The sequence below is a fragment of the Paenibacillus sp. FSL K6-1217 genome (genome assembly GCF_045040735.1).
Taxonomy (GTDB): domain Bacteria; phylum Bacillota; class Bacilli; order Paenibacillales; family Paenibacillaceae; genus Paenibacillus_AQ.
The window spans coordinates 1,106,729-1,132,575 of record NZ_CP150271.1; the positions used below are offsets into that span (position 1 = coordinate 1,106,729).

The 25,847-nt window shown below is 53.7% G+C and carries 22 protein-coding genes; 19 read left to right on the forward strand and 3 right to left on the reverse strand.

The genetic code is table 11. The features are described from left to right. Positions 1–121 precede the first annotated feature (121 nt). The 15 genes from MHH28_RS04705 (at position 122) to MHH28_RS04775 (ending at position 18,662) form a co-directional block, all read left to right on the forward strand. A complete protein-coding gene (locus tag MHH28_RS04705) occupies positions 122–355 on the forward strand; it encodes an acyl carrier protein (protein WP_238655165.1) in 234 nt (77 codons plus the stop codon). Positions 356–547: 192 nt separating this feature from the next. Then, a complete protein-coding gene (gene fabF, locus MHH28_RS04710; protein ID WP_405112461.1) occupies positions 548–1,786 on the forward strand; it encodes a beta-ketoacyl-ACP synthase II in 1,239 nt (412 codons plus the stop codon). Positions 1,787–1,800: 14 nt separating this feature from the next. Then, complete coding sequence (gene rnc, locus MHH28_RS04715; RefSeq protein WP_405112464.1) at positions 1,801–2,505, forward strand: ribonuclease III; 705 nt, start codon at positions 1,801–1,803, stop codon at positions 2,503–2,505. Between the two features lie 222 nt (positions 2,506–2,727). Further along, complete coding sequence (gene smc, locus MHH28_RS04720) at positions 2,728–6,297, forward strand: chromosome segregation protein SMC (protein WP_405112467.1); 3,570 nt, start codon at positions 2,728–2,730, stop codon at positions 6,295–6,297. 239 nt (positions 6,298–6,536) lie between these two features. Then, positions 6,537–7,532 (forward strand): signal recognition particle-docking protein FtsY, encoded by a 996-nt coding sequence (gene ftsY / locus MHH28_RS04725; RefSeq protein WP_405112470.1) that lies wholly within the window; start codon positions 6,537–6,539, stop codon positions 7,530–7,532. A 452-nt stretch (positions 7,533–7,984) separates the two neighbouring features. Next, positions 7,985–9,448: a circularly permuted type 2 ATP-grasp protein gene (locus MHH28_RS04730; protein WP_405112473.1), complete on the forward strand. Its 1,464-nt coding sequence runs from the start codon at positions 7,985–7,987 to the stop codon at positions 9,446–9,448. A gap of 34 nt (positions 9,449–9,482) precedes the next feature. After that, on the forward strand, positions 9,483–10,436 hold the full coding sequence (locus MHH28_RS04735; RefSeq protein WP_405112476.1) for an alpha-E domain-containing protein: 954 nt from the start codon (positions 9,483–9,485) through the stop codon (positions 10,434–10,436). After that, positions 10,433–11,299: a transglutaminase N-terminal domain-containing protein gene (locus tag MHH28_RS04740; RefSeq protein WP_405112479.1), complete on the forward strand. Its 867-nt coding sequence runs from the start codon at positions 10,433–10,435 to the stop codon at positions 11,297–11,299. Before MHH28_RS04735 ends, MHH28_RS04740 begins: the two co-directional genes overlap by 4 nt. A gap of 205 nt (positions 11,300–11,504) precedes the next feature. Next, a complete protein-coding gene (locus tag MHH28_RS04745) occupies positions 11,505–12,314 on the forward strand; it encodes an SDR family oxidoreductase (RefSeq protein ID WP_405112481.1) in 810 nt (269 codons plus the stop codon). Positions 12,315–12,341: 27 nt separating this feature from the next. Beyond that, positions 12,342–12,686, forward strand: a complete 345-nt coding sequence (locus tag MHH28_RS04750) for a DUF1801 domain-containing protein (RefSeq protein WP_405112484.1) — start codon at positions 12,342–12,344, stop codon at positions 12,684–12,686. Between the two features lie 175 nt (positions 12,687–12,861). Then, positions 12,862–13,629: a DUF2087 domain-containing protein gene (locus MHH28_RS04755; protein ID WP_405116852.1), complete on the forward strand. Its 768-nt coding sequence runs from the start codon at positions 12,862–12,864 to the stop codon at positions 13,627–13,629. A gap of 25 nt (positions 13,630–13,654) precedes the next feature. Next, positions 13,655–14,035 carry a GIY-YIG nuclease family protein gene (locus tag MHH28_RS04760; protein WP_405112487.1) on the forward strand — a complete coding sequence of 127 codons (381 nt, stop codon included), beginning with the start codon at positions 13,655–13,657 and terminating at the stop codon, positions 14,033–14,035. Between the two features lie 35 nt (positions 14,036–14,070). After that, positions 14,071–14,469: a DUF1992 domain-containing protein gene (locus MHH28_RS04765; RefSeq protein ID WP_405112490.1), complete on the forward strand. Its 399-nt coding sequence runs from the start codon at positions 14,071–14,073 to the stop codon at positions 14,467–14,469. 984 nt (positions 14,470–15,453) lie between these two features. Then, positions 15,454–17,946 (forward strand): ATP-dependent helicase HrpB, encoded by a 2,493-nt coding sequence (gene hrpB / locus MHH28_RS04770; RefSeq protein WP_405112493.1) that lies wholly within the window; start codon positions 15,454–15,456, stop codon positions 17,944–17,946. A gap of 119 nt (positions 17,947–18,065) precedes the next feature. Continuing rightward, a complete protein-coding gene (locus MHH28_RS04775; RefSeq protein ID WP_405112496.1) occupies positions 18,066–18,662 on the forward strand; it encodes a general stress protein in 597 nt (198 codons plus the stop codon). 91 nt (positions 18,663–18,753) lie between these two features. Here MHH28_RS04775 and MHH28_RS04780 read toward each other — a convergent pair whose 3' ends face one another. Together MHH28_RS04780 and MHH28_RS04785 are read right to left on the reverse strand one after the other, a co-directional pair. Next, complete coding sequence (locus tag MHH28_RS04780) at positions 18,754–19,272, reverse strand: GNAT family N-acetyltransferase (protein WP_405112498.1); 519 nt, start codon at positions 19,270–19,272, stop codon at positions 18,754–18,756. A 41-nt stretch (positions 19,273–19,313) separates the two neighbouring features. Next, a complete protein-coding gene (locus tag MHH28_RS04785) occupies positions 19,314–19,766 on the reverse strand; it encodes a MarR family winged helix-turn-helix transcriptional regulator (RefSeq protein ID WP_405112501.1) in 453 nt (150 codons plus the stop codon). A gap of 664 nt (positions 19,767–20,430) precedes the next feature. Here MHH28_RS04785 and MHH28_RS04790 point away from each other — a divergent pair. Then, entirely contained in the window at positions 20,431–20,790 is a 360-nt protein-coding gene (locus tag MHH28_RS04790; RefSeq protein ID WP_340941066.1) for a helix-turn-helix transcriptional regulator, read from the forward strand. 41 nt (positions 20,791–20,831) lie between these two features. Here the strand turns inward: MHH28_RS04790 and MHH28_RS04795 are convergent, their stop codons facing one another. Then, positions 20,832–21,395 carry a TraR/DksA C4-type zinc finger protein gene (locus MHH28_RS04795; protein ID WP_405112503.1) on the reverse strand — a complete coding sequence of 188 codons (564 nt, stop codon included), beginning with the start codon at positions 21,393–21,395 and terminating at the stop codon, positions 20,832–20,834. Positions 21,396–21,583: 188 nt separating this feature from the next. On the opposite strand from MHH28_RS04795, the gene MHH28_RS04800 reads away from it, so the two are divergent. From MHH28_RS04800 to MHH28_RS04810, 3 genes are all read left to right on the forward strand, one after another. Further along, positions 21,584–21,979: a DivIVA domain-containing protein gene (locus MHH28_RS04800; RefSeq protein ID WP_340753844.1), complete on the forward strand. Its 396-nt coding sequence runs from the start codon at positions 21,584–21,586 to the stop codon at positions 21,977–21,979. A gap of 73 nt (positions 21,980–22,052) precedes the next feature. After that, the gene (locus MHH28_RS04805; RefSeq protein ID WP_405112508.1) at positions 22,053–24,785 is read left to right on the forward strand and encodes a CHASE3 domain-containing protein; all 2,733 of its coding nucleotides are present in this window, start codon (positions 22,053–22,055) and stop codon (positions 24,783–24,785) included. A gap of 186 nt (positions 24,786–24,971) precedes the next feature. Then, complete coding sequence (locus MHH28_RS04810) at positions 24,972–25,838, forward strand: PRD domain-containing protein (RefSeq protein ID WP_405112511.1); 867 nt, start codon at positions 24,972–24,974, stop codon at positions 25,836–25,838. The last annotated feature ends 9 nt before the right edge of the window (positions 25,839–25,847 follow it).

The following is a 25,847-nucleotide window of genomic DNA, read 5'->3' on the forward strand; positions in this document are numbered from 1 at the left end:
CTTCGCAGGGCGTCAGATCATTACGGGGGAAGATGGACAGAGGCGGCCAGAAGGCGTTTTTTATGCTCTATGGTATTTTGACTTCATATCTCGTATAATACCAAAAGAGGAGGTGAACCGGATGTCCGATGTATTGGAGCGTGTAAAACGCATTGTCATCGACCGCTTAGGTGCCGATGAAGCAGAGGTAACATTAGAAGCGTCTTTCAAAGATGATTTAGGTGCTGATTCTCTTGATGTTGTAGAATTGGTAATGGAATTGGAAGATGAATTCGATATGGAAATCTCTGATGAAGATGCAGAGAGAATTACGACCGTGGGTGAAGTTGTGAAGTACATACAATCTCATACCTAGAGTCATATGATTGAGGGTCCCGTTCCTGCCAGGGCGGGACTTCTCCTCATTTTACAGTTCTTTAAGCTTATGAAGATAATAACAGAACCGCAGATTAACTGATCCTGCGGCGACTGCAGTTTATATAGACATCTGGCGTGTTTACGTTTACAAGTTGTAGAGGTACACAGCCTACAGACGGGGTGATGGTGTTTGAATCATAGAGTGGTTGTAACAGGTATGGGTGTAATGACTTCGCTGGGCAAGGATCTTGAGACGTTCTGGGATAGCCTCATGAGCGGCAAGTCCGGAGTATCCCTGGTCGAAGCTTTTGATGTAAGTGAGTATCCGACGCGGATCGCTTCTTCGGTCAAGGATTTCGATGCGGAAGCGCGCTTTGGCCGCAAGGAAGCCCGCAAGATGGACCGTTTCGTACAATTCGCGGTTGCAGCCGGTGAAGATGCGCTGAAGGACAGCGGACTTACCATCGGTGAAGATATTGATGCAGAGCGGATCGGGGTATCTGTCGGCTCCGGGATCGGCGGCTTAGGGACATGGGAAGATAACCACAACCTGCTGCTCGAAAAAGGCCCGAAGCGGGTCAGCCCATTCTTCATTCCGATGATGATTGCCAACATGGGCTCCGGCCAGCTGTCGATCAATCTCGGTGCCAAGGGACCGAATACAACGACAGTGACCGCTTGTGCGACAGGCAGCCATTCCATCGGCGAATCCTTCCGTCTGATCCAGCGCGGTGATGCGGATGCGATGATCTGCGGCGGTGCGGAAGCCACCATTCGTCCTACGGGGATGGCAGGCTTTTGTGCGATGAGAGCCATGTCCACCCGCAATGACGAGCCTGAGAAGGCCAGCCGTCCGTTTGATGTGGACCGCGACGGTTTTGTCATGGGCGAGGGTGCGGGAATCCTGATTCTCGAATCTCTGGAGCATGCAGAGAAGCGCGGAGCCAAGATCTATGCTGAAGTGATCGGATATGGCCTCAGCGCGGATGCCCATCACATGACGGAGCCTGACCCTGACGGTGCAGCACGCTGCATGAAGATGGCGATCCGTGATGCCGGAATCTCTCCAGAGGATATCGACTACATTAATGCACATGGCACATCCACGCCGGTAGGCGACAAATCGGAGACAGCGGCTGTGAAGAAGGCGCTTGGAGAGCATGCGTACAAGGTTGCGATCAGCTCGACCAAATCGATGACAGGCCATTTGCTTGGCGCTGCCGGCGGGGTGGAAGCGATTATTTGCGGTCTGTCCCTGCAGAAGGGCATGATTGCCCCTACCATCAATTTGGACAACCCTGACCCGGATTGCGATCTGGACTATGTTCCGAATGTGCCGCGCAAGGCGGAACTGAATATCGCCATGTCGAATTCCTTCGGATTCGGAGGGCATAACGCAACCGTTATTCTCAAAAAATATAATAAGTAAGGGGAGACAGTGCAGTGAAAGGAGACCTGAAGCAGTTACAGAGCCAACTTCAAATCCAATTTCACGATCCTGTACTTCTGAAGCAGGCTTTTACCCATGCATCTTATGTGAACGAACACCGGTTCAATCAGCATCAGGACAATGAGCGCCTGGAGTTCCTGGGTGATGCGGTGCTTGAGCTGACGGTGTCCGAATATCTGTACAATCTGCTCCCGGACAGACCTGAGGGGGAATTGACCAAGCTGCGTGCTGCGATTGTGTGTGAGCCGTCGCTGGTCCGGTTCGCCGAAACCTTGGGCTTCGGGCGGTACGTACTGCTGGGAAAAGGGGAAGAGCTTACGGGCGGGCGTACCCGCCCGGCACTCCTGGCCGATGTGTTCGAAGCATTCGTGGGAGCGCTCTATCTCGACCAGGGCCTGGAAACAGCCCGCAGATTCCTGGATAATCACGTATTCCCGCTGGTTGAAACCGACGGCAAGCTGCAAATGCAGATGAGCGATTTCAAGACAGAGCTTCAGGAACTGATACAGCATCATGGGTTGGGTACGCTGGAATATCGGATTGTTGAAGAACGCGGACCGGCGCATGAGCGTGAGTTCGTTTCTGAAGTCTATATGGCCAGCCGTTCACTCGGCAGCGGCAGCGGCCGCTCCAAGAAGGAAGCGGAGCAGCAGGCAGCGGCAGCGGCATTATTGCTTCTGAAGGAAGACGGTGCCTGAAGGCATTTTTGAACAAAGCCCCACTTTGTGGGGATATTTTGAGCAATGCGGAGTAGAGCAGCAATGGTCTGAATGCCGGCGGTTCGGCGGAAGTCAGACTTTTGCTGCTCTTTTTCGGAATATCAGATATTATATGTTTTGGCGAAGCAGGTGCACCCCTTTGTGGGGGTGTTTTGGCAAGGAAACACTATGGTATAATGGGTCAGAGGTGATAGGCGAGTTATGTTTCTGAAACGGATTGAATTAGCGGGCTTCAAGTCATTTGCCGACAAAACGGAAATGGAATTTGTGCGCGGTATTACGGCTGTAGTCGGCCCGAACGGAAGCGGCAAAAGCAACATATCCGACGGCATACGCTGGGTGCTTGGGGAGCAAAGTGCCAAATCCCTGCGCGGCGGCAAGATGGAGGATATTATATTTGCCGGAAGCGATGCCCGCAAGGCAGTCAACTACGGCGAGGTCTCGCTGACGCTGGATAATGAGGATCATGTGCTGCCGCTGGATTTCAGCGAGGTGACCGTGACCCGGCGTGTCCACCGCAGCGGAGACAGTGAATACCTGATCAATAAACAGGCCTGCAGGCTGAAGGATATTACGGAGCTGTTCATGGATACCGGTATCGGTCGTGAAGCCTATTCGATTATCGGACAAGGCCGGATAGAAGAGATTCTCAGTACCCGTTCAGAAGACCGGAGGGGTATCTTTGAAGAGGCCTCAGGTATTGTTAAATATAAGTCACGCAAAAAGGATGCCGGCCGCAAGCTCGATGAGACCGAGCAGAATTTGCTGCGAATTCATGACCTGATCAGCGAGCTTGAAGATCAGGTGGGACCGCTGAAGGACCAGTCTGAGAAGGCTATAAGGTATAAAGAGCTGCGTGAGCAGCTGAAGCATCTGGAGATTTCGGTATATGTGCATCAGATCGAAGGCATACATACGTCCTGGCAGGAGGGCAACGCCCGCCTGGAGGTGCTTAAGACAGAGCAGTTGGAGCTGTCCACTGTAGTCTCTGCACACGATGCCAAGCTGGAGAGCGGCCGGGCGGAGCTGCGTAATCTTGAGCAGGAAGTGGAGAAGCTGCAGGAGCAGCTGCTGCGCAGCAGCGAAGCCAACGAGAAGAGCGAGGGCTACGGAGAGCTGCTGAAGGAGCGCCGCAGGAATCTGGAGCAGAACCGGGAACAGCTCATGCAGACGCTGGGCTCTGTAGGTGAACGTTCCGAGGGGCGGCAGCGTGAGCTGGCGGAGCTGGAGCATAAGCTGAAGCAGACCAGGCAGACGCTTGCGGAGCTGCGGGCACAGCTTGCCGATGAAGAGTCGAAGCTGCAGGGTGTGGCCGGAGGCATCAGCCAGAGCAAGGAAGAGAAGCTGAAGAGCGCTCTGCTTGAGCTGATGAACCTGATGGCCCAGGCGCGCAACGAGATCCGCTATGCGGATCAGCAGAAGGAGAGCCTGGAGCGGCGGCTCAGCCGCAGCCAGGAGGAGAGCGGCAAGTGGACAGCCCGGCTGGAGGAGCTTGTCACCGCGCAAAGCGGGCTGAAGGATAAGATTGCCGGACTCGGCAAGGAGATTAGCCTGCTGCGCGGCGTGTACATTACGGAGAGCGAGCAGACCGGCAAACGGCAGAAGCTGCTCGAAGAGACGCAGAGCGGCCTGCGCAAATGGGAGCAGAAGCGCGAAGCCCAGGTGTCCCGGCATGAGACGATGAAGGAAATGCAGGATGATTTTGACGGCTTCATGCTTGGGGTCAAAGAGGTGCTGAAGGGTGCGCGCAAAGGACAGCTAAGCGGGGTGCATGGTGCAGTGGCTGAATTGATCTCCGTTCCCGAGAAGCTGGAAATGGCGATTGAGACAGCGATGGGCGCTTCCTTGCAGCATGTGGTCATGGAGAATGAGGCCGTGTCCCGGCAGGCGATTGCTTTCCTGAAGCAGCGTCAGCTCGGGCGGGCAACCTTCCTGCCGCTGGATGTTATCCGGCCCCGGCAGATTACCGGCAGTGACCGCAGTATGGTTCAAGGCGCCGAAGGTTTTGTCGGCATCGGTTCGGAGCTGGTCGGTTATGAAGACAAATATGGAAGCATTATCGGAAGCCTGCTCGGCAATGTCGTGATCGCCGAGAGTCTGGAACAGGCGAACCGCATTGCGGCCAAATGCCAATACCGCTACAGAGTGGTTACGCTGGAAGGCGATGTCGTGAATGCTGGGGGTTCGATGACGGGCGGCAGCCAGCATAAGAAGAACAACAGCCTGCTTAGCCGCAAGCGTCAGCTCGACCAGCTCTCCGGCGAGATTGAAGAAAGCGAGCAGCAGATTGCCAAGCTGAAGCAGGGGATCAGCCGCCTGCGCGCCGAGCAGGACAAGGCCGCCGAGAAGCTGGAGCAGCTGCGGCATGACGGTGACGAGAAGCGCCTGGAGGAACAGCGCGTATCCGGCGATCTGAAGCAGCTGGAGCAGGAGCTGCGGCATGTGCAGGAACAGGTTGAGGGCGCAGGCGCGGAGCGCAGCGGCTTCGAGAACGAGGCGCGCGGCCTGGACGAGACCCGCAAGCAGGCCGAAGCCGAGCTCGCCCGGCTGGAGAAGGAAGAGCAGGAAGCGCATGCGGCGATCCGCAGTGCCGAATCGGACCGCAAGGCGAATGAATCGGCTAAGGAAGAGCTGCAGGGCAAGCTGACCGGGATGAAGGTTTCGGAGGGCAAGCTGGACCAGGAGATCTTCTCGCTGGAAGAGCAGCTGCGGCGGATGAGGCAGGATGCCGGCTCGCAGGAGAAGGAGCTGCGCCAGAGCCGCAGCCTGCTGATGACGATAGAGCAGGATCTGGAAGAGAATGCACGGGAGACCGTGAAGCAGAAGGAAGAGGTCAACAGCCTGCGGCTGAGCAAGGAAGATACGTCGGCGAGGCTCGATCTGGCCCGTGCCGACCGCGCGTCGATCTCGCGCAAGCTGGAGCTGGCCGAAGGCGAGACCAAAGACCAGCGGCAGGCGCTCCGGGCGGTCGAAGACAAGCTCCGTTCCACGGAGGTTGCCGTCGGGCGGCTGGATGTGGAGCTGGACAATATCCTCCGCAAGCTGAGCGATGACTATGAGCTGAGCTACGAACTGGCGAAGCAGCGGTATCCGGTGCCGGAGGATGTGCCCGCCGCACAGCTGGAGGTGCAGCGTCTGAAGCGCAGCATCTCCGGTCTGGGCGAGGTCAACCTGGGTGCAATTGAAGAGTATCAACGGGTACATGAGCGGTATACGTTCCTCAGCGGGCAAAAGGATGATCTGGTGGAGGCCAAAACGACACTGTATCACGTGATCCATGAGATGGAAGAGGAGATGTCGAAGCGCTTCAAGCAGACCTTCGATGCCATCCGCCGCGAGTTCGGTACGGTGTTCGCGAAGCTGTTCGGCGGCGGCCGGGCAGACCTTCAACTGCTGGACCCCGAGCATATGCTCGATACAGGAATTGATATCGTGGCCCAGCCGCCGGGGAAGAAGCTGCAGAACCTCCAGCTTCTCTCCGGCGGGGAACGCGCCTTGACCGCTATGGCTCTGCTGTTCGCTATTTTGCAGGTGAAGCCGGTGCCGTTCTGCGTGCTGGATGAGGTGGAAGCGGCGCTGGATGAAGCCAATGTGGTGCGCTTCGCCCAGTACCTGCGTGAGTTCTCACAGCAGACGCAGTTCATCGTAGTGACCCACCGCAAGGGAACGATGGAGGAAGCCGATGTGCTCTATGGCGTGACGATGGAGGAAGGCGGCGTGTCCAAGCTCGTATCCGTGCGGCTGGAGGATGAAGAGGCAGAGATAGCTTAACGAAATAGATTAAACTAAAAACATAAGTTAAAGGAAAAGTGGCGGAGGGGAATTTTGGAACTGTAGGAGCGATAGCGACCGCCTTTGTCTGCGGATTTCAACCGTTAAAAACGGGATAAATCAAGAAATCTGCAGACAATAGCGGCCGGAAGTCCAAAACTTCTCTGGAGTCACGGCTAATTCCAAAACATAAGTTCATAAAGTGATCCCTATAACCCTTTAGGAGGAAGCATAAGCATATGAGTTTTTTTAAAAAACTGAAAGACAGCATCTCCGGCAAAACAGAAAGCGTAACGAAACAGTTCCGCGACGGTCTGGAGAAAACACGCAAGGGCTTCGTCGAGAAGGTCTCTGATCTGATTATCCGCCGCAAAAAGATAGATGAAGAGTTCTATGAGGAACTGGAGGAGATTCTGATCGGCGCCGATGTAGGCGTCAATACGGTGATGAATCTGGTGGAGGAGCTGCGCGCCGAAGTGAAGCAGAAGCGGATCGAGGACGCGTCAGAGCTCCAGCCGATTCTGTCCCGCAAGCTGATGGAGCTGCTGCGCGGCGATGACGACAACAGCTTGAACGAGAATCCGGACGGGATTACCGTCATTCTGTTCGTCGGCGTTAACGGAGTCGGGAAGACGACGACCATCGGCAAGCTGGCGCACCGCTACAAGCAGGAAGGCAAGAAGGTGCTGCTGGCGGCAGGAGATACCTTCCGTGCCGGAGCCATTGAGCAGCTTGAGGTCTGGGGCAAGCGTGCCGGGGTTGATGTCATCAAGCAGCAGTCAGGGTCAGACCCGGCTGCCGTAATGTTCGATGCGGTGCAGGCTGCCAAGCAGCGCAGTGTGGATGTCCTGATCTGTGATACGGCAGGCCGGCTGCAGAACAAGAGCAATCTGATGGAAGAGCTGAACAAGATCTTCCGTGTCATCCAGCGCGAGATTCCAAGTGCCCCGCATGAGGTGCTCATGGTGCTGGATGCGACTACCGGGCAGAATGCGCTGACCCAGGCCAAGCTGTTCGGCGAGAAGAGCGGCGTGACCGGTCTGGTACTGACGAAGCTGGACGGTACGGCGAAAGGCGGTATCGTAGTAGCGATCCGTCAGGAAATGAACCTGCCGGTGAAGCTGGTCGGTCTCGGCGAGAAAATGGAAGATCTCCAGCCATTCGACTCCGACCAGTTCGTCCATGCCCTGTTCGCAGGTATGATCTCGGAGGAGGAAGCGGACTCCGGGGAATAAACCATTCAGGCATGGACTGAACCCGTGACCCGTGAGGGTGAACGGATAATCAGCGAATGCTGAGCCGGATCACCGGCAACGATTGAACGAAAAAACGGCTGCTCCAGCCTCCCCAGGGAAGGAACGATTCCCGGGGAGGTTTTTTGTTGATTAACTATTAAAAATACATCATATGAAAAATTCATAATAGTACTGCTTGTCTGCGCACCGGCATACAATTGGATGTGGAATGAACATGGAGCACCTCAAAAGCGAGTTTAAGAGAAAGGAAGCGATTCCAATCCGGCAGGAGGATTCAGGTCCTCCATTTTGCTGTTATATATATTGACATGGATAATATCATTTACGTATTATGGAGGTAGAACTTAATATTTTCGTGGTTAAATTCTAATATTTGAAGTTGTTTGTTAAGAAACATGACACATTATACTGATCCGAGAGGAGTCGGGCTCATGTCCAAACTAGATCCTTTGCCCGGTCTGTCTCCGTATCCGCTGCAGCATTTCTATGATGAGATGTACGCGGATGAACGGAACGTCCGGCCTCATTACAAGCATGTGAACCGCATGTTTTCCGGGATGAGCCCCGAAGAGCTGCAAGGCAAGCAGAAGCTGATGCAGCGTCGGATGATGGAAGAAGGCATTACCTTTACCCTGTATAACCCGGCACAGGATCAGCCGATGGAGCGGACGATTCCGTTTGACATGATTCCGCGCATTATCCCTAAGGGGGAATGGGAACGGCTGGAGGCGGGCATTGTGCAGCGGATTACCGCACTGAATCTGTTCATTCATGATATTTACCATGAGCAATACATCGTGAAGGACGGCATTGTACCGCGGCGGATGATTATTTCGAACTGTTATTTCCGGCCGGAAATGTCAGGACTCCGCGTACCTGGCGGTGCTTACATCACCACTTCAGGAATCGATCTGATCCGGCATCATGACGGCGAGTATTATGTGCTTGAGGATAATTTGCGTACACCTTCTGGCTTCTCTTATCTGTTCAAAGGCAGATCGCTCATGAATCAGCTGTTTCCTGAATTGTCGTTTGCCAGCTCCATCCGCGATGTAGATCACAGTCTGAACCGCTTCCTGTCCGTGCTGCGCAGCCTGTCTCCGTCCCGGACGAAAGACCCGGTCATAGCCCTGCTGACACCGGGTGAGTACAACTCGGCTTATTATGAGCATGCTTATCTGGCGCAGCAGATGGGCATCCATCTGGTGGAGGGCCGCGATCTGGTCGCCCAGGATCACAAAATCTACCTGAAGGTGATGAACGGCCTGCGCCGGGTCGATGTGCTGTACCGGCGGCTGGATGATGATTTTATTGATCCGCTCGCTTTTCAGCCGAGCTCGCTGCTTGGGGTTGCAGGTCTGATGAATGCCTACCGGGCAGGGAATATTGCGATTGCCAATGCGCCCGGAACCGGAGTAGCCGATGACAAGGCCATGTATGTATATGTCCCCGATATGATCCGCTATTATCTGAACGAAGAGCCAATTCTGGGCAATGTGCCGACGTATCTGCTGTCAAGGCCGCAGGAGCGCCAGTATGTGCTGGATCACCTGCCGGAAATGGTGGTGAAGGAGACGTCTCTCTCCGGGGGCTACGGAATGCTGATCGGAAGTGAGGCCACGAAGGAGGAGCTTATAGATTTCCGGCTCAAAATACTGGCAGAACCGGAGCGTTATATCGCCCAGCCGATCATGTCGCTGTCCCGTGCGCCGGTTTTGTCAGAGGGGAGTATGGCTCCACGGCATATTGATCTGAGAGCCTTTGTGCTGATGGGGGCCGACCGCAAGCCGCATGTCATTCCTGGGGGCCTGACCCGGGTGGCGATGCGTGAAGGCTCGCTGGTCGTGAACTCCTCCCAAGGCGGGGGAGTGAAGGATACCTGGGTCATGGCTTAGAGACAAGATTATCTAAGGTAAAGGGGTGGCTGGAATGCTGAATCGCAATGCGGAGGCTCTATTCTGGATCGGCCGGTATATTGAACGGGCTGAGAATCACGCCCGGCTGATCGACGTACATTACCATATCCAGCAGGAAGAGGATTTCCGGGAAGAGGGCCACAAGTGGTCGCGCCTGATTGACGCGCTTGGGGTGCGCAGTGAGTATCTGCGGCAATTCGAGAGCTTCAGTGAGCAGGATGTGTTATCCTTCATCACGCTGGATCTGGGAAATACCAATTCCTTGTTCTCCTGTGTGCATCAGGCGAGGAATAATCTGCGCACGCTGCGCCAGCATCTGCCCAGCGAGCTATGGGATATTGTCAATGGCTTCAACCTGTGGCTCGGGGAACAGTCGGTCGCGGATATTATGAGAGGTCCCCATCCCTTCTATCGGCAGGTCAAGGAACGGGCGGCGATGTTCCTCGGCGCCGAGCAGTCGGTGATGCTCCGGGGCAATGAATGGCATTTCATCGAGAGCGGCCGGTTTCTGGAACGGGCTGAGAATACGACACGTATCCTGCAAGCTGTCACGGTATCCTGCAAATCGAAGGATATCAGCTCTATCTATACCCAGCTTCAGGCCGTACTGAAGTCGGTGAGCGGCTATCAGTCCTTCCGCCGGTATTACGCCGATGATATGTCGCCGGAGTGCATCCTGGAATTCCTGATCGTGAACCCGCTCTTCCCCCGTTCGGTCCGCTTCTCCTTCCACAAGCTGGAGGAGCATCTGGCCAAGCTGGAGCTGGATTCCTCAGAGAAGGGGTCAGGGCATGAGAAGGTAATCCGTCAGGCGGGCAAGATTAAGGCGGAGCTGGATTACATGGAGAAGGAAGAGATGTCCGGCGACCTGGTGGAGGATGTGCTGCAGTCACTGATGATATCCTGTCAGAGGCTCGGCAGAACGATGGACGGTGCTTTTTTTCGCCGTGAAGGAGTCTCGGTATGAAAATACAGATCAACCACACCACCACCTACAGCTATCCCGAGCCGGTGACGGACAGTGTCAATGAGATCCGGCTGACGCCGCGCACGAACTACCGCCAATCCTGTTATCATCATGAGGTGGAGGTGCATCCGCCGGCCAATCTGCTCACCTATGAGGATTTCTTCGGCAACCGGGTCCATGCGTATTCGGTGAACAAGCCGCACACAGAAATGGTGATTCACACCAAAGCTACGGTTGTCACGCTCGACAAGGCGCAAGGCGCCGACCTGCCGCGTATTCCGCTAGAAGAGCAGGTGAAGCTGCTGAATGACGATAAATTTCAGAACCGCTATATCGAGTTTATTCTGCCTACCCGGTACACTGAGGTGACGGCGGAGCTGGTGGAGTTCGCTTCGCAGCATCCTTTTGAGGAGGCCGAGGATATGTATGAATGGACCCGGAAGCTGTCCTCCACCATCTATGAGCAGTTCACGTACGACCCCGAGGCAACTAGCGTCAATACAACGGTGAAAAGAGCGCTGATGCTCAAACGCGGAGTCTGCCAGGACTATGCCCATCTGATGATTGCCGTCTGCCGCAGTGTCGGCCTGCCCTCGCGGTATGTGAGCGGGTACCATTTCGTCGGGGATCTGCAGGGGGGCAACGCCGACTTCGAGCAGGCCTCGCATGCCTGGGTGGAGACGCATATTCCGGGTACGGGCTGGCTGGGCTTCGATCCGACCAACAATGTGGAAGTGAACTGGCGGTATATCAAGCTCGGGCACGGGCGGGATTACAAGGATATCGTTCCGGTCAAAGGCGTATACCGCGGAGCAGCAGGCAAACTTACGGTCAAGGTGGATGTACGGCAGCTAGAGAAGTGAATCAGTGAGCGAAGGCCCCGCAGATGTGGGGTCTTTGCTGTTCCCTATAAGCTGCATGGCAGGCCCGTTTGGCTGATGTGCTGTGCATGTTGCACAGGGTTTGTGCAATTTTTTGCATCACCTGATTATAATCGAGCATCAAATGGGTAATCTTGAAACAGAGCCATTACTAGCAGAATGGTATTCACGGAAGGAGAGTGTACATATGAGCCCGAATATAGCAAAAAAGCAGCGTTTTCAAGGGAAAACAGCCATAGTTACAGGTGCGGGCTCGGGGATCGGCAGAGCGGCGGCGATCCAGCTGGCACGTGAAGGGGCGAATGTTGCCTTGTTCGATCTGGTGAATGAACGTTCCTCAATCCTGGAACAGAAGCTGAACAAGCTGCGCAAGGACTGCGCACTCGCCATTGATGTAGATACTTCGGATGCCGGCCGGATGGAGGAAGCCGTACGCAGGACAGTCGAGCATTTCGGGGGTCTGGACATCGTGTTCGCCAATGCGGGCATTAACGGTGTGGTCGGGCCTATTGAGGAGTTGAGTGTAGAAGATTGGGAGAAGACGCTGTCCGTCAACCTGACAGGCACCTTCCTGACGCTGAAATACAGCATTCCCCATTTGAAGGAGCGAGGAAAGGGCAGCATTATTATTACCAGCTCGATCAACGGCAACAGCAGATTTACCAGCTTTGGCTGGTCGCCATACAGCACTACCAAGGCTGGCCAGGTAGCTTTTGCGAAGATGGCTGCGCTGGAGCTGGCCAAGTTCAAAATCCGCGTCAATGTCATTTGTCCGGGGGCCATCGCCACCAATATCGACGAAAGCACGGAGTTTAATGATGAAGTGGAGTCGATTGTCATTCCGATTGAATTCCCTGAAGGAGCCCAGCCGCTGGCTGACGGTCCGGGCAAACCGGAGAATGTGGCTGATCTGGTTGCCTTCCTGGCCTCGGATGAATCCATTCACATTACCGGTTCGCAGATTGTTATTGACGGTGCGGAGTCGCTGCTGTCCTAATCACATCCTTCAGGAAAAGGTGATTCCATGAACCAGGAAGTTACAGATTACATGGCTCAAATCAAGCTGCCCTGGCAGTCGGAGATCTGCGCCAAGTTACGTGATGTCATTCACGAGGCGATCCCGGAAGTCACAGAACGGATTCAGTACGGCAAACCGCATTTTCTCAAAAACGGGAAATATGCCGCCGTCATCTCTACCGCCAAAGGCTGGGTCAGCTTCTCCATCTTCGGTGCAGCAGCGCTGGAAGTGCCTGAGGGCTCATTCGAAACGGGGAGCGGTGATCGTCTGACAACCAAGCTGACAGAGGGCAAGGCTGTGGATTATGAACTGCTGTCCACCTTGCTGAAGCAGGCTTCAGCAGCATTATAAGTACCAACCAATACCGACCCTTTGGGATATAGAGACACTGCCATTACTGGCGGTGTTTTTCTTTTCTCGAAATGATCTAATTAGATAATTGTAAAATAACAAACAAAATGATATAATGTCTATATAAAAGCAAACAAAGGTTGTGGTGATCCAGTTGGCGGAAGCGAACGAAGCAGTGCGGATATCGGAGAAATTCTGGAATGCTACCATTGCGGAATTGAAGCAGGGCTATAATGTGGAGACGGAAGGACGTACGGAAATATATCATTGTCTGGTGTGCGGGGAACCCTTCGAGAAGGGCCTGATCTATAAGGATGGAGAGCAGTATTACGAAGCGGAGAAGTTCGCAGCCCTGCATGTGGACAGGGTTCATGGGGGAATGTTCAACTGGCTGCTGACGCTGGACAAGAAGCTGAGCGGATTAACCGATTTGCAAAAGGGGCTGCTGCAAGCCTTCCGCCAAGGTCTAAGCGATGCGGAGGTTGCCAAGGAGCTGGGAATCGGCAGCACCTCCACGGTCCGCAACCACCGGTTCACCCTGCGGGAGAAGGTGAAGCAGGCGAAGCTGTTCCTGGCGGTCATGGAGCTGGCGGAGGAGAAGCCGGGAGCTTCATCGCCTTTTGTGAGTATTCCGCGCACCGCGGTGATGGTCGATGAACGGTTCGCCATTACGGAACAGGAGAATGCCGAGATTCTGGGCGCTTATTTCAAACAGGGCCCGGACGGCCCGTTGTCAGAGTTCCCTAAGAAACAGAAGCGGAAGGCGGCGATTCTGCGACATTTGCTTCAGCGTTTTGAGACAGGACGGAAGTACAGCGAGCAGGAAATCAATGCGGTGCTGGGTGCGGCTTACCCCGATTACGTGACGCTCCGGCGTTATCTGATCGATTACGGGCTGCTGGACCGCGAAGAAGATGGAAGCAGCTACTGGGTGAAATTATAATGGAGAGAAGAAGGAGAGAGAAGTCATGACGGATAAATCCAGACGCAAGGAACTGGGATATAATTATGCGCACACACACAGGCCAATGGGGGTCTACCGGATTGTGAACACCGGCAATGATAAAATGTATGTTGGAAGCAGTCTGAACCTGCACGGGGTCTGGAATAAGCATAAATTCATGCTGGATATCAAAGGCCATGATAACAAGGCGCTGCAGGAAGACTGGAACGAACGCGGTGAAGCGGGCTTCCGCTTCGAGATACTGGAGCAGATTAAGCCGGAAGAGGATTTCGTGGCGGATGTGCAGGAGCTGAAGAAATACCGCAAGATGCTGCCGGACATGGAGAGTAAATGGCTGGAGCAGCTGTCCCCTTACGGGGAGCGCGGATATCATAAGCAGAAGTAGGGAATCCCAAGCTGCTGATGAAAGGGACGGTGTGTATGGCTATATTATTTTGGCTTGCAGAACAGAGAATTCAGGAGGCTATGCGCAGCGGTGAGTTCGCCAATCTGCCAGGGCACGGCAAGCCGCTTGAGCTGGAGGATCTCTCCGGCGTACCCGAGGAGCTGCGGATGTCTTATAAAATGATGAAGAACGCCGGTCTGCTGCCGGAGGAAGTGACGCTGCGGGCAGAGTGTGTGACGCTCGAAGAGCTGCTGGTGGCCTGCCACACCAGCGGTAACAGTGACACTGGCGAACGCAGGGAGCTGGAATCCAAGCTCTCGCTCAAGCGTCTTCGTCTCCAGAGGCTGCTTCAGGAACGCGGGCTGGAGGGCAATGCGGCATACTCGGATTACGGGGACATGATCCGGCAGCGGCTGACGGGAAGGGAAGAGTAAGGCGGGCAACCTCCGGTTCTACGAACTGGAGGTTTTGTGCTGGGCAGGCAACCGGCGGAGGGTATTTTCCGCAACGTCAGCCTTTGGCTATGGATTTCCACCGCGAAGGGCGGAATAGAACATACCACCCCGAAGGGCGGAATAGAACAAGAAGTTTGTTGACGGACAGGGGGCGGAAGTGTGGAAGTCTGGGAGTCTGAAAGTCTGAAAGTCTGAAAGTCTGAAAGTCTGAAAATCTGGAAGTCAACAAGTTCACTGCTTCACCGCGGTGACGATGAAGCTTCAAGTTCACAACTTAAGTGTGTTTATGATCGAATGAACCGCAGCACAAACTTAGTATCTTATCAGATTTAAAATAGTGGTGCAGACGCAATCCCCCTTCAAATTACATCTTTTTTCCAAGCGGGCCCTATTCTTCAGGGGCGTTTCGCTTAGCGTAATGGACTGAGGCGCTCTTATTTAGGAGGAAAGTCGCCAATTAGGCGAGTAACGGACTCCACAGGCCTTATCCTTTGCACGTCAGCTCCGAAACGTCTCATAGAGGGACTATAAGGTCGCCTGAGTCCGTTACGCTGCAAAAAGTGGCGTTTTCGCGGGGATAAGATCTCTCCGGTCCGTTAGATTTTGGGTGGATTATCTCCACTTGCTGATGATCGGATGAACCGCAGGTCAACAGCAGTTGGAAAAATAGCACCTAAATCATCGCATTTCACCCAAAGTAGCTTACCACCACTAGTAGTTGCTGTTTTTCCACTTGTTCGTCCACTTTCCTCGGAAATCTACCAATTTAAGGCGCATTTATCCACCTGCTTTACAGGGTGCATTGCGGTGCAGGCAGAAAGGGATCGCGAAGTAGACAGTAGCCGGAAGTCTATATGTTCACCGTAAAGAGGATGCAGCTTCTACTTGATATCCGGGACGGTTTCACCCATGATAATGAAATGGATAGGAAACTTAACTTTTAGCGGATGATGGAGAGATGAAATGAATCAGCTTCCAATTATGCAGGTGCTTCCTGACCTGAAGAGGATTTTAACTAACCGTACAGCGGCTATTCTGATCGCCGAACCTGGAGCGGGGAAGACTACGGCAACCCCTCCTGCTCTGCTGGAGGAGCCTTGGCTGGCCGGTAAAACTATTCTCATGCTGGAGCCCAGACGTCTGGCAGCCCGTTCTGCCGCAGGCTACATGGCTTCCTGTATGGGGGAGAGTGTCGGCCAGACCGTAGGATACCGTATGCGGATGGATACCCGGGTCGGTAAAAATACACGTATCGTTGTAGTGACTGAAGGCGTTCTGACCAGAATGCTGCAAAGCGACCCGTCGCTGGGGGATGTCGGTCTTATTATCTTCGATGAATTCCATGAGCGCAGCCTCCATGCGGATCTTGGGTTGGCGTTGGCGCTTGAAGCGCAGAGTGTACTCCGCGAGGATCTGCGCATCCTTGTGATGTCTGCGACACTGGACGGCGAACGTGTATCTGCTCTGCTGGGAGAAGCCCCGGTTGTGCATTGTCCGGGCCGTACATATCCGGTGGAGACCATCTATGTGCCGGATGCCGGCACGGTCAACCCGGAGAAGTCTGCGGCGTCTGCTGTCCGCAGGGCACTGGCTGAGCAGCCGGGAGATATTCTTGTCTTTTTGCCCGGTGAGCGGGAGATCCGCAGGACGGAGCAGGAGTTGGCCACCGCAGGCCTCCCGGCGGGAACGGTGCTGCGTCCGCTCTACGGACAGCTGCCACAGCAGCAGCAGGATGCGGCGGTAGCCCCTGCTGTGGCAGGTGAACGGAAGGTCGTTCTGGCGACCTCCATCGCCGAGACCAGTCTGACGATTGAAGGGGTGCGGACGGTGATTGACACAGGTCTTCGCCGGACCCAGGTGTTCTCTGCGCGGACCGGCATGCCGCGCTTAACCACGGTGCCGGTCTCGAAGGCATCGGCTGATCAGCGCCGCGGCCGCGCAGGCCGCACAGCGCCGGGTGTCTGCTACAGGCTGTGGAGCCGGGAGGCACATGATCATCTGCCGGACGACAATGTGCCGGAGATCATGGAGACCGACCTGGCGCAGCTCGCCCTGGAGCTGGCGCTCTGGGGCGTGCGCGAGCCAGCCGCGCTCGCCTGGCTTGACGCGCCGTCGGCCGCGCCTTATGCGCAGGCCACGGCGCTGCTGCGCCAGCTCGGCGCGCTGGACGCCGGCGGCGCCATTACGCCGCACGGCCGCAGCATGGCCGTGCTTGGCGCGCACCCGCGCATCGCGCATATGCTGCTGCGCGCGGCAGACCTTGCAGCCGCGCCGCTCGCCGCCAGGCTCGCAGCGCTGCTGCAGGAGCGGGACCTCTTCAAGGGTCCCGCAGCTCTCGACAGCGACCTCACGCTCCGCGTGGAGGCGCTGCTCGGGTTCGAGCGCTCCGCCGGCAGCGGCGGAGCGGACCCGGCGGCCTTGCGCGCGGTGCAGCGCGAGAGCCGCAGCTTCCTGGCGCAGCTGCAGGCAGCGCCGGGCGAAGGGCCCGGCGACATCAGCCGCAGCGGCCTGCTGCTGTCGTTCGCCTATCCCGACCGCATCGGGCAGAAACGCGGCGACGGCGCGTTTCTGCTCTCGGGCGGCCGGGGGGCGGCCATGCGCGAGGGGCAGCCGCTGGCGCGCTCGCCCTACATCGTGGCACCCGGCGTGGATGACCGTGCCGGGCAGAGCCGGATTATGCTTGCCGCAGCGCTCTCCGAGCAGGACCTGCTGAAGCATCATGCGGACAGCCTTCTGGAGGAGCGCGAAGTCTACTGGGACAGTGAGAGCGGGAGCGTGAAGACGAGAAGAGTGACCCGGCTGGGGGCACTCATTCTGAAGCAAACGACACATGAACGGGCTACTCCTGAAGAGACGGAGAGTGTACTGCTGAAGGTAATCGCAGCGGAAGGACTACAGCTGTTGCCCTGGGAGAAGGGAACTCTCCAGCTGCGGCAGCGGATGGAATTCATGCACGCGCTGCGGGCAGACTGGCCGGATATGTCGGATGAGGCGTTGACGGATACTTTGGAGGATTGGCTGGCGCCTTATATGCACGGGATGCGGAATCTCCGTGACTTGCAGCGGGTGAATCTGACGCAGGCGCTGGAGGGGATGCTGGACTGGAACAGCCGCCAGCAGCTGAACAGGGAGGCGCCGACACATATAACGGTACCGAGCGGTTCGCGTGTCCCTTTGGATTACAGCAATCCGGGAGCGCCGGTACTTGCGGTAAGGCTCCAGGAGATGTTCGGGCAGATGGATACCCCGCGGATAGGCGGAGGGAAAGTGCCGGTGCTGCTGCACCTGCTGTCTCCGGCGAGAAGGCCGATGCAGATCACCTCAGATCTGGCCAGCTTCTGGCAGAACACCTATTTCGAGGTGAAAAAAGATCTCAAAGGCCGTTATCCCAAGCACTACTGGCCGGATAATCCGCTGGAGGCAGTGCCGACCAACCGCACCCGTCCGTCCAAATAGAATAGAGCGGTCCTTGTTCTTAATGTTATTCATAGTGCAACCGGAGAAACATTTCCTGTTTGGCCGCCGTGTGAACGGGTAATACAATAGCGAACAACAATTACGAAGGAGGGCTTCAAGTGACAGAGAAAATTATTGGTGTATTCGATACGGAACAAGAAGCAACCAGAGCAATTGAAAGTTTGCAGAGTCAAGGGTTCACGAACGATGAGATTTCAGTAATTACGAAGGATCGGGATGACCTGAAACACATATCTGAAGATACAGGAACGATGGCGCCTGAAGGCGTTGCTACTGGAGCGGCTACCGGCGGCGTAGTTGGCGGAATTACCGGACTGCTGGCGGGGATCGGCGCACTGGCTATTCCGGGGATTGGCCCAATTCTTGCAGCAGGCCCGATCGTTGCTACGTTAACCGGGGCTGCAATCGGAGTAGGAGCGGGCGGTCTGGTGGGCGGATTAATCGGACTCGGAATTCCTGAAGATGAGGCCAGAGATTACGAAGGCTACATTGACAGCGGCAAAATCCTCGTCCTGGTCGATGACAACGGCCGTGGAAGAGATATCCACACGGTATTCCGGGGGAACCGTTCACTCAACTCCAGCCGGTATGACAGCCTGTACCCGGAGGATACCAGAGTCGGCAACTCTTTGGGCAACAGGGGCGCGATGAACACAGACCGTGATCCAGACCTCTACAACCGTGACAAAATCTAATCTTACAGTGGCTAACCCCCGCTAATATAGCTTCATCCAACAGCTGCCTGGGACAACCCCGGGCAGCTGTTGTGCTTGCTGCCTGGTTGTTCTAGCGGATGATTCTCGTCATGATCAGATCCGTTTGCTCCTCGTCACCCATATAGAAAGAGTGAGTTCCCGTCTGTACGAAATTCATATTGTTGTAAAAAGAAATCGCGTTCCCGTTTTGTTCCCAAACCCCCAGCCAGAGCTTCCTTTTATTCTTTTCGACTGCAAGTTCCACTGCCTTGTCTATAAGATGTTTCCCTAGCCCCAGCCTGTGAAAGGGCCTTCTAATATAGATCCGTTCCACTTCAAGCGAGTCCTCGCCCATCTTTTCAGATTGGGCATCCTCAGTGTTAACCTTCAGGTACCCGGCAATTTCTTCATTATAATAGATGAAATGAAATTCAGAATTGCGGTTGGTGCATTCTTTTTTTAACTGCTCTGTATGAAATGCTTTTTTGATATAAGCTTCTATAGCTTCTGGTGAATTTTGATTTTTGAAGGTGTCTGTAAATGTTTCAATACTAATTTTTTGCAGGGTGCCCAGATCGCCGGAAGAGCATCTCTTTATCAAAATAGCCATCTATAATTCTCCTTTTGTATAATCAATAGTCACTTGTACAATCAATAGTCCCGTCTGTTTCCCTTTTTTACATACTCCCAGTCTTTTTCCACATTGGATCTTACCCTTTGCAGCAGTTTCACCAGGGTATCTGCCTCACTTTCGGAGAAGCCGGACAGCGCAACGCTGTTGGAATGATCGTTTTCTCTTTTGATCAGAGGGTAGACGGCTTGCCCTTTCTCTGTAGGCATCAGCCGTTTAATTTTTTTGTTATGCTGATCTTCATGTTTTTCAATAAAACCGTTACTCTCAAGCTTCTTTACAGCACGTGCGGCGGTTGTCCGGTCCACCTTAATCATTTCAGCCAGCTTCTCCTGGATGATCCCCGGATGCTCACAGATCCGCACCAGATACAGATATTGGCCCCTGGTTAGGTCGTACTGTTTAAATTCGATATTGCTGATAGAGTCCAGTGCCCGGGCAATCATTCCAACCTCGCGTAGAATCTCCTTCATAGATTGCAGCTCCATTATTCATATATTTTCCAGCCCCTCAACAGTTCCCCGCATCTCCTCCGCCACTTTTTCCTGTCTGTATAATATCAAGAACACTCTCTATGGTTTTAAAATAATATAGGATTTTTATTGTAATTACAACAAAAATGTTCGTGAGAAGAGGTAAAAAGTTGGGGGATTTAGGTGAAAATTTTATGTTAATTCACCATATGAAAAATTCATAATAATTGCAAATATAACATTCCAAAAATCGCAATCCCATTTAAGCAGAAGCAGCTAACCATCAACACAATATGAACCGGAAAGCTTTTCAACTTAACTATAAACCTAATTTCATCATATGAAAAATTCACAATGGAATGAATAAAACAAACAACCCCATCTACCTACAATCCCACATAATCAAACTCCACACCTGTCTATCTCCTTAAACCAGGAAAAAGTGAAAAATAACATCTTCACCCGGCAACGCAAATACCACAAGTGCCCGAAATCTCAAGCTATCTGAAACTTAAGCTTCATGACTAGCGGACGATATTGATGTCGCTTGGATTTTATTCTCAAATTACTTGTTGTGAAGGCTGGGAAATAGGGTTTATACTAGAGACATAGTTTAAATTTGCAATTCTCAAATCGTACAAAAAAACACCCCGGGAGGTGTCCTATGGCGTTCATGATTGCCCAGCGGGCGTTTATAAAGGTATACCTGATTACGATGGTCGAGCAGCACAAGGGGTACGGTTATCAGATGCTTGAGGATTTGCGCAGAGATTTCAAGGCTCATGGCTATTCGCCTCCTCAAAGTGAAATTTACCGCGCCCTGCATGAGCTGGTGCAGCAAGGGATACTTTACCGCACCAAGCAGCTTAAGGGGAACGACCCGAAGGTCGATTTTCAGGAGATTGTCCTGTATCATTTCACATCGGACGGGGAGGAGAAGGCCAAGCTGTATAAGAAGCAGGTGAAGACCGACCTGGACCGCTGTCTGGGTATTCTCAATAAAGCGGTAGCGGACAACTTCTGATACTACCCAATCCAACAGCCCGCAGGCCGTGGCTTAGCGGATCAGGCATCCTCTTCTTCAGCATCCTGGCCCGGCGGGGTTACCGGCGAGCTTGCGCTGCCATAATCCTCAACGGCTTCCCAGGCACCGGCGTCGTCGAACCTTCCGCTATTCTGCTGCCGTCCTTCACCTGCACCAGCCGGGGGTGGCGTCATGACCTCCTCTTCCACAGGGCGTCCGCCGGTGTCACTGCTGGTTGGGGCGTGCTCCACGGTATAGCGGGTGTAGGGGATGGCTTCAAGCCGCTCATAAGGAATCTCTTCCTTGCTGGCTTCGCAGATGCCGTAGGTTCCGTCATCCATCCGCGCCAGAGCCGCCTCGATCTCGGTTAATTCTTCGGATAACGAGGTGTTGATGGACAGGTCACGGCTCCGTTCGAAGGTCTCCGTTCCTGTATCGGCAGGATGATTATCGACCGAAGAGAGCTCGCCCGTAGAGAGGATCAGGGAATCGCCAAGCAGGCTGTCTTCAGCCCCGTTGCCGGAGAAGTGCTGCTCCAGGTCTGTCTTGCGTTCCTCAAGGGAGACTTTGAGTGTACTTAGTTGGTCTTTGGTTAAGTGGCTCATGTGATCATCTTCCTTTCAGCTTCATAGTAGTTATACTGTCGTAATCTTTCCTTACCCTATTGTCTTATAAGGCAATCAGCAGACTATTCTATTGCTGAATTGTAACTTTAGTGATATTTTCAGGCTGCTTTCACCCTGTTATAATGAGTACTGCCGGATGAACGCAGCATATACTTGGAGGTTATGAAATGGACGAACATATGAAACGGCGGCTGGATAAGCAGAGAAAGCTGTTCAGCCAGCTTGGAATTACACTGGATGCCCTTACGATTCATGAGAAGGAATTCAGTATGAAGCTCCGCGGATATGATGCCGAAGAGGTAGATACTTTTCTGGATAGCGTAATTAAGGATTATGAACGGTTCTATGCCACTATAGCGGATCTGATGGATAAGTGGCAGGAACAGCAGATTGAGATGAAAGAGCTGAAGGCAGAGGTGAAGACAGCAGCGACTCCGGCCCCGGTTCCGATTATTAAGGGGATTGATCCGCAGGATCTGGAGGATATCATCATCAAGCTGGAAGCCAATGTGCGTCAGCTCAAGGACAGATTGCCAATGCCCCGCACAGAGGGATATTTGTAACCCCTGTAGAGCTCTACAGCGTGAGAGAAATGAATATGCAGCATAAGTATAACTCTGGACGGGGGTTGGACCATTGCCGGAGAAGCGTGCTTGGAGCTTGAAGATCCGCGGCAAAATCGCACTTGGATATGTCATGATACTATTAATGTTAGGCCTATTTCTGATTATAGTCTCCGGCCGGATTAACAGTCTGGAGAAAGAAACCGTGTTCTTGAGCGATCATGATATTGAAGTTCATGAACTTACATATCAAATTGAGAAAAATGTACTGGATATGGAGACCGGCCAGCGGGGTTACGTCCTTACCGATGATGAGTCTTACCTGGCACCGTATAATGACGGGCTGGTGCAGTGGAGGATTAATGCAGCGAAGCTGAATAAACTTATCGCCGATAACCCGAATCAGGTCCGGAATCTGGATACGATTACGGATAATATCGAGAAGTGGGTCGATGTCGCCGGGCAGCATGTGGTGGAGCTGAAGAAGAACGGGCATACGGAGGCAGTCAACGCCTTTTTTCGCAACGATACGGGGAAAAATCTGGTCGATACGATCCGCTCCCAGTCCGATTACTTTCGTGACATCGAACGGACCCTCACGAATGACCGGATCAGCAATCTGAAGGACAGCAATTATAAACTGCTGATTACCATGTATATCTTGTGGGGATTGGTGGTCGTCCTGGCGCTGCTCATTACGTATCTGCTCTCGGCCAGCATCGTGAATCCTCTGCACAGTGTCATACAAGCGATCAACAGTATTGCCTCTGGCGGGAACCGCTCAGAGCGGATCAAGGTGAAGACGCTGGATGAGGTCTATGACCTCGGAGAAGCGACCAACGGACTGCTGGATAATGTGCAGCGGGAGCAGTGGATGAGCGAACAGCTCACCTCGATGTCGGTTGCCCTGCAAGAGACCGTGGATTTGCCTTCGCTATGCAGGATTTTTGTCAGCCGCTTATCTGTTATGCTGGAAATGCAATATGCGTCTATATACGTGCTGAATGAAGAGGAGCTGTTCGAGCGGATCTACTCCTATGCAGGAGAAGAGAATAAGGAAGCACGTATCGGACCGGAGGTGATTCAGCCGGGAGCAGGACTGGTCGGGCAATGTGCGCTGGATCAGCGGATGAACGTGATTGAGCGCTTGCCTGAGGATTATATCTACATCAGCTCTGCCCTCGGCAGAACGGCGCCGAAGTTTGCTGTGATCGCTCCGATTATTTTTGAGAACAAGACTGTTGCCGTCCTGGAGATTGCAGCACTGACGCGCTGGGCTCCTTATCATTTCGAGCTGCTGAAGGAATTGCTGGACATGATGGGCGTTACCGTGAATTCAGTGAAGACCCGGATGGAGATCCAGAGACTCTTGCACGAGTCGCAGGTAATGAATGAGGAGCTTCAGGTTCAATCCGAAGAGCTGCAGACACAATCCGAGGAGATGCAGATGCAGACGGAGGAGCTTCAGAGTCAGACGAGCGAACTGCTCGCCGTGAACAAGGAGCTGGAGAACCAGAAATCTGTGGCCGAGAATGCAGCGATTGAGCTGGAGCGGTACAATGAGCAGCTGGAGCAAAGCTCACGCTACAAATCCGAATTCCTGGCCAATATGTCGCATGAGCTGCGTACCCCGCTGAACAGTATGCTGATTCTCTCGCAGCTCCTGACGGAGAACCGCAATCATACCTTAACGGAGGAAGAACTGGGCTATGCCTCGGTAATCTACAATTCCGGCAGTGATCTGCTTAGTATGATTAACGATATTCTGGATCTCTCCAAAGTGGAAGCCGGCAAAATGCTGGTGGAAATGGACGCCGTTAATCTTACAGAACTGCCATCGCTGCTGCAGGGTTATTTCGGCAAGCTGGCGGAATCGCAACATGTGGAGTTTAGCGTGACCCTGAACCCGGAGGTTCCGGATCTGTTCTTCACGGATGAGATGCGCCTGCACCAGATTCTGCGGAATCTGCTGTCCAATGCCTTCAAATTCACGGAGCAAGGCTCGGTTACGCTGGAAATTACCAAGCTGGCTTCGTATTCGGATCAGAGTTACACCTCAGGGGAGCCGGTGCTGGCCTTTGCTGTACAAGATACCGGAATCGGCATCTCTGCGGAGAACCGTGAGCTGATCTTCGAGGCCTTCCGCCAGGTGGACGGAACGACAGCCCGCAAGTTCGGAGGAACGGGACTGGGCTTATCCATCTCCCTGCAATTAGCCCAGCTTCTGGGCGGACATATCAGCCTGGAGAGCGAAGAGGGAGAGGGCAGTACCTTCACCTTGTATCTGCCTTGCCGTGAACTGGACAGTGAGGAAGTGCCGTTCCATCCGGCGGAGCAGGCTCAGGCCGCAGCCGGGGTGGAGCCATCCATGGCCGTTCAGGTCAATGTGCCGCCAAGCAGCAGCCCGGATGCATTGTTCGAGAAGGAATATGCCATGCTTCATGGCCGGACCGTGCTGATCGTAGATGATGATCTGCGCAACATTTATGCTCTGCAGAAGGGTCTGGAGCCATACGGAATGATCATCATGACCGCCCAGACGGGCTATGAATGTCTACAGGTGGTTAGAGAGCAGCCGGAGGTGGATATCGTGCTTCTGGATATTATGATGCCGGTTCTGGACGGCTACGATACGTTGTCTATTATCCGTGAGGAAATGCATCTCACCGACCTCCCGATCATTGCGGTCTCAGCCAAGACGATGAAGGAAGACCGTGAACGCTGCCTGTCCGCCGGGGCTACGGATTTCATAAGCAAGCCGGTACTGATGCGGGACGTAATCACACGAATGTGCCGCTACATTTGACTTTTCCAAAAACCCATTGACGGGAATACAAGGTATGATTTATGATGGGTTTATAAATGATCATTTATATGAAATGGCGTGTTACCTTAACAGGGCATGAGCCAAGATTCGTTCTCATTTCTTTGAGTCCAGTCTTGGCTCTTTTTTGTGCGAAAAATCAGGCAATGGGCGGAAAGGAGGGGGAACTTGGCGAGTGACACTGAACAATTTCAGGTGCTGCGGGTGATCGGGAATAATGTCGTCATGGTTCAAGGGGGCAAGAAAAGCAAGGAATATGTAATTATCGGAAAGGGCATCGGGTTTGCGCTTAAGGACACAGGCGTAATCGATGCGGATGATCCCCGGATTGAGAAGCTGTTTCGGCTGGAGGACCGGGAGGAATGGAGCCAATATCAGATTTTGCTGGAGGATATTGATCCCAAGGTCATGAGGATTACGGATGAGATTATCTCGGATATCGCCCGTGAGTTTCCCGGCAAGTTAAACGACAAGATCTATTTGGCGCTCCCCAGCCACATCCAGTTCACCATTTTCCGCTTGCGCAGCGGGATGGACATTGTGAATCCATTCCTGGAAGAGACCCGGATGACCTTCCCCAAGGAATTTGAGATCGCTTCCAAAGCGGCCGGGAAGATCAGCGAAGGCTTTGAAGTGCAGATCCCTGAAGACGAGGTCGGGTTCCTTACTTATCACGTATATTCTGCGGTCAGCAATGTGCCGGTGGGCCAGCTGGTCAAGGCTTCCAACATTGTCAGCGAGCTGATGGAGATGATCCGCAGTGAACGCAAGATCCGCTTTGAGCAGGGAAGTATGAATCATGTCCGGCTGATGGTCCATTTGCGGTTCTCGATTGAACGGATTCTGCAGGGTTCGCTCATCGACAATCCTTTTGTGAAGCATATCAAGAAGGAATACAAGGATGAATACAAGCTCGCCCACAGGATGGGCAAGGTCATGCAGGGCAAGCTCAGTGTAGACGTACCCGAAGAAGAAATCTGCTTCTTGGCTATGCATCTGCACCGGCTGTTCCAGACGATAGAGAAGAATAAATAGCAGCGGCAA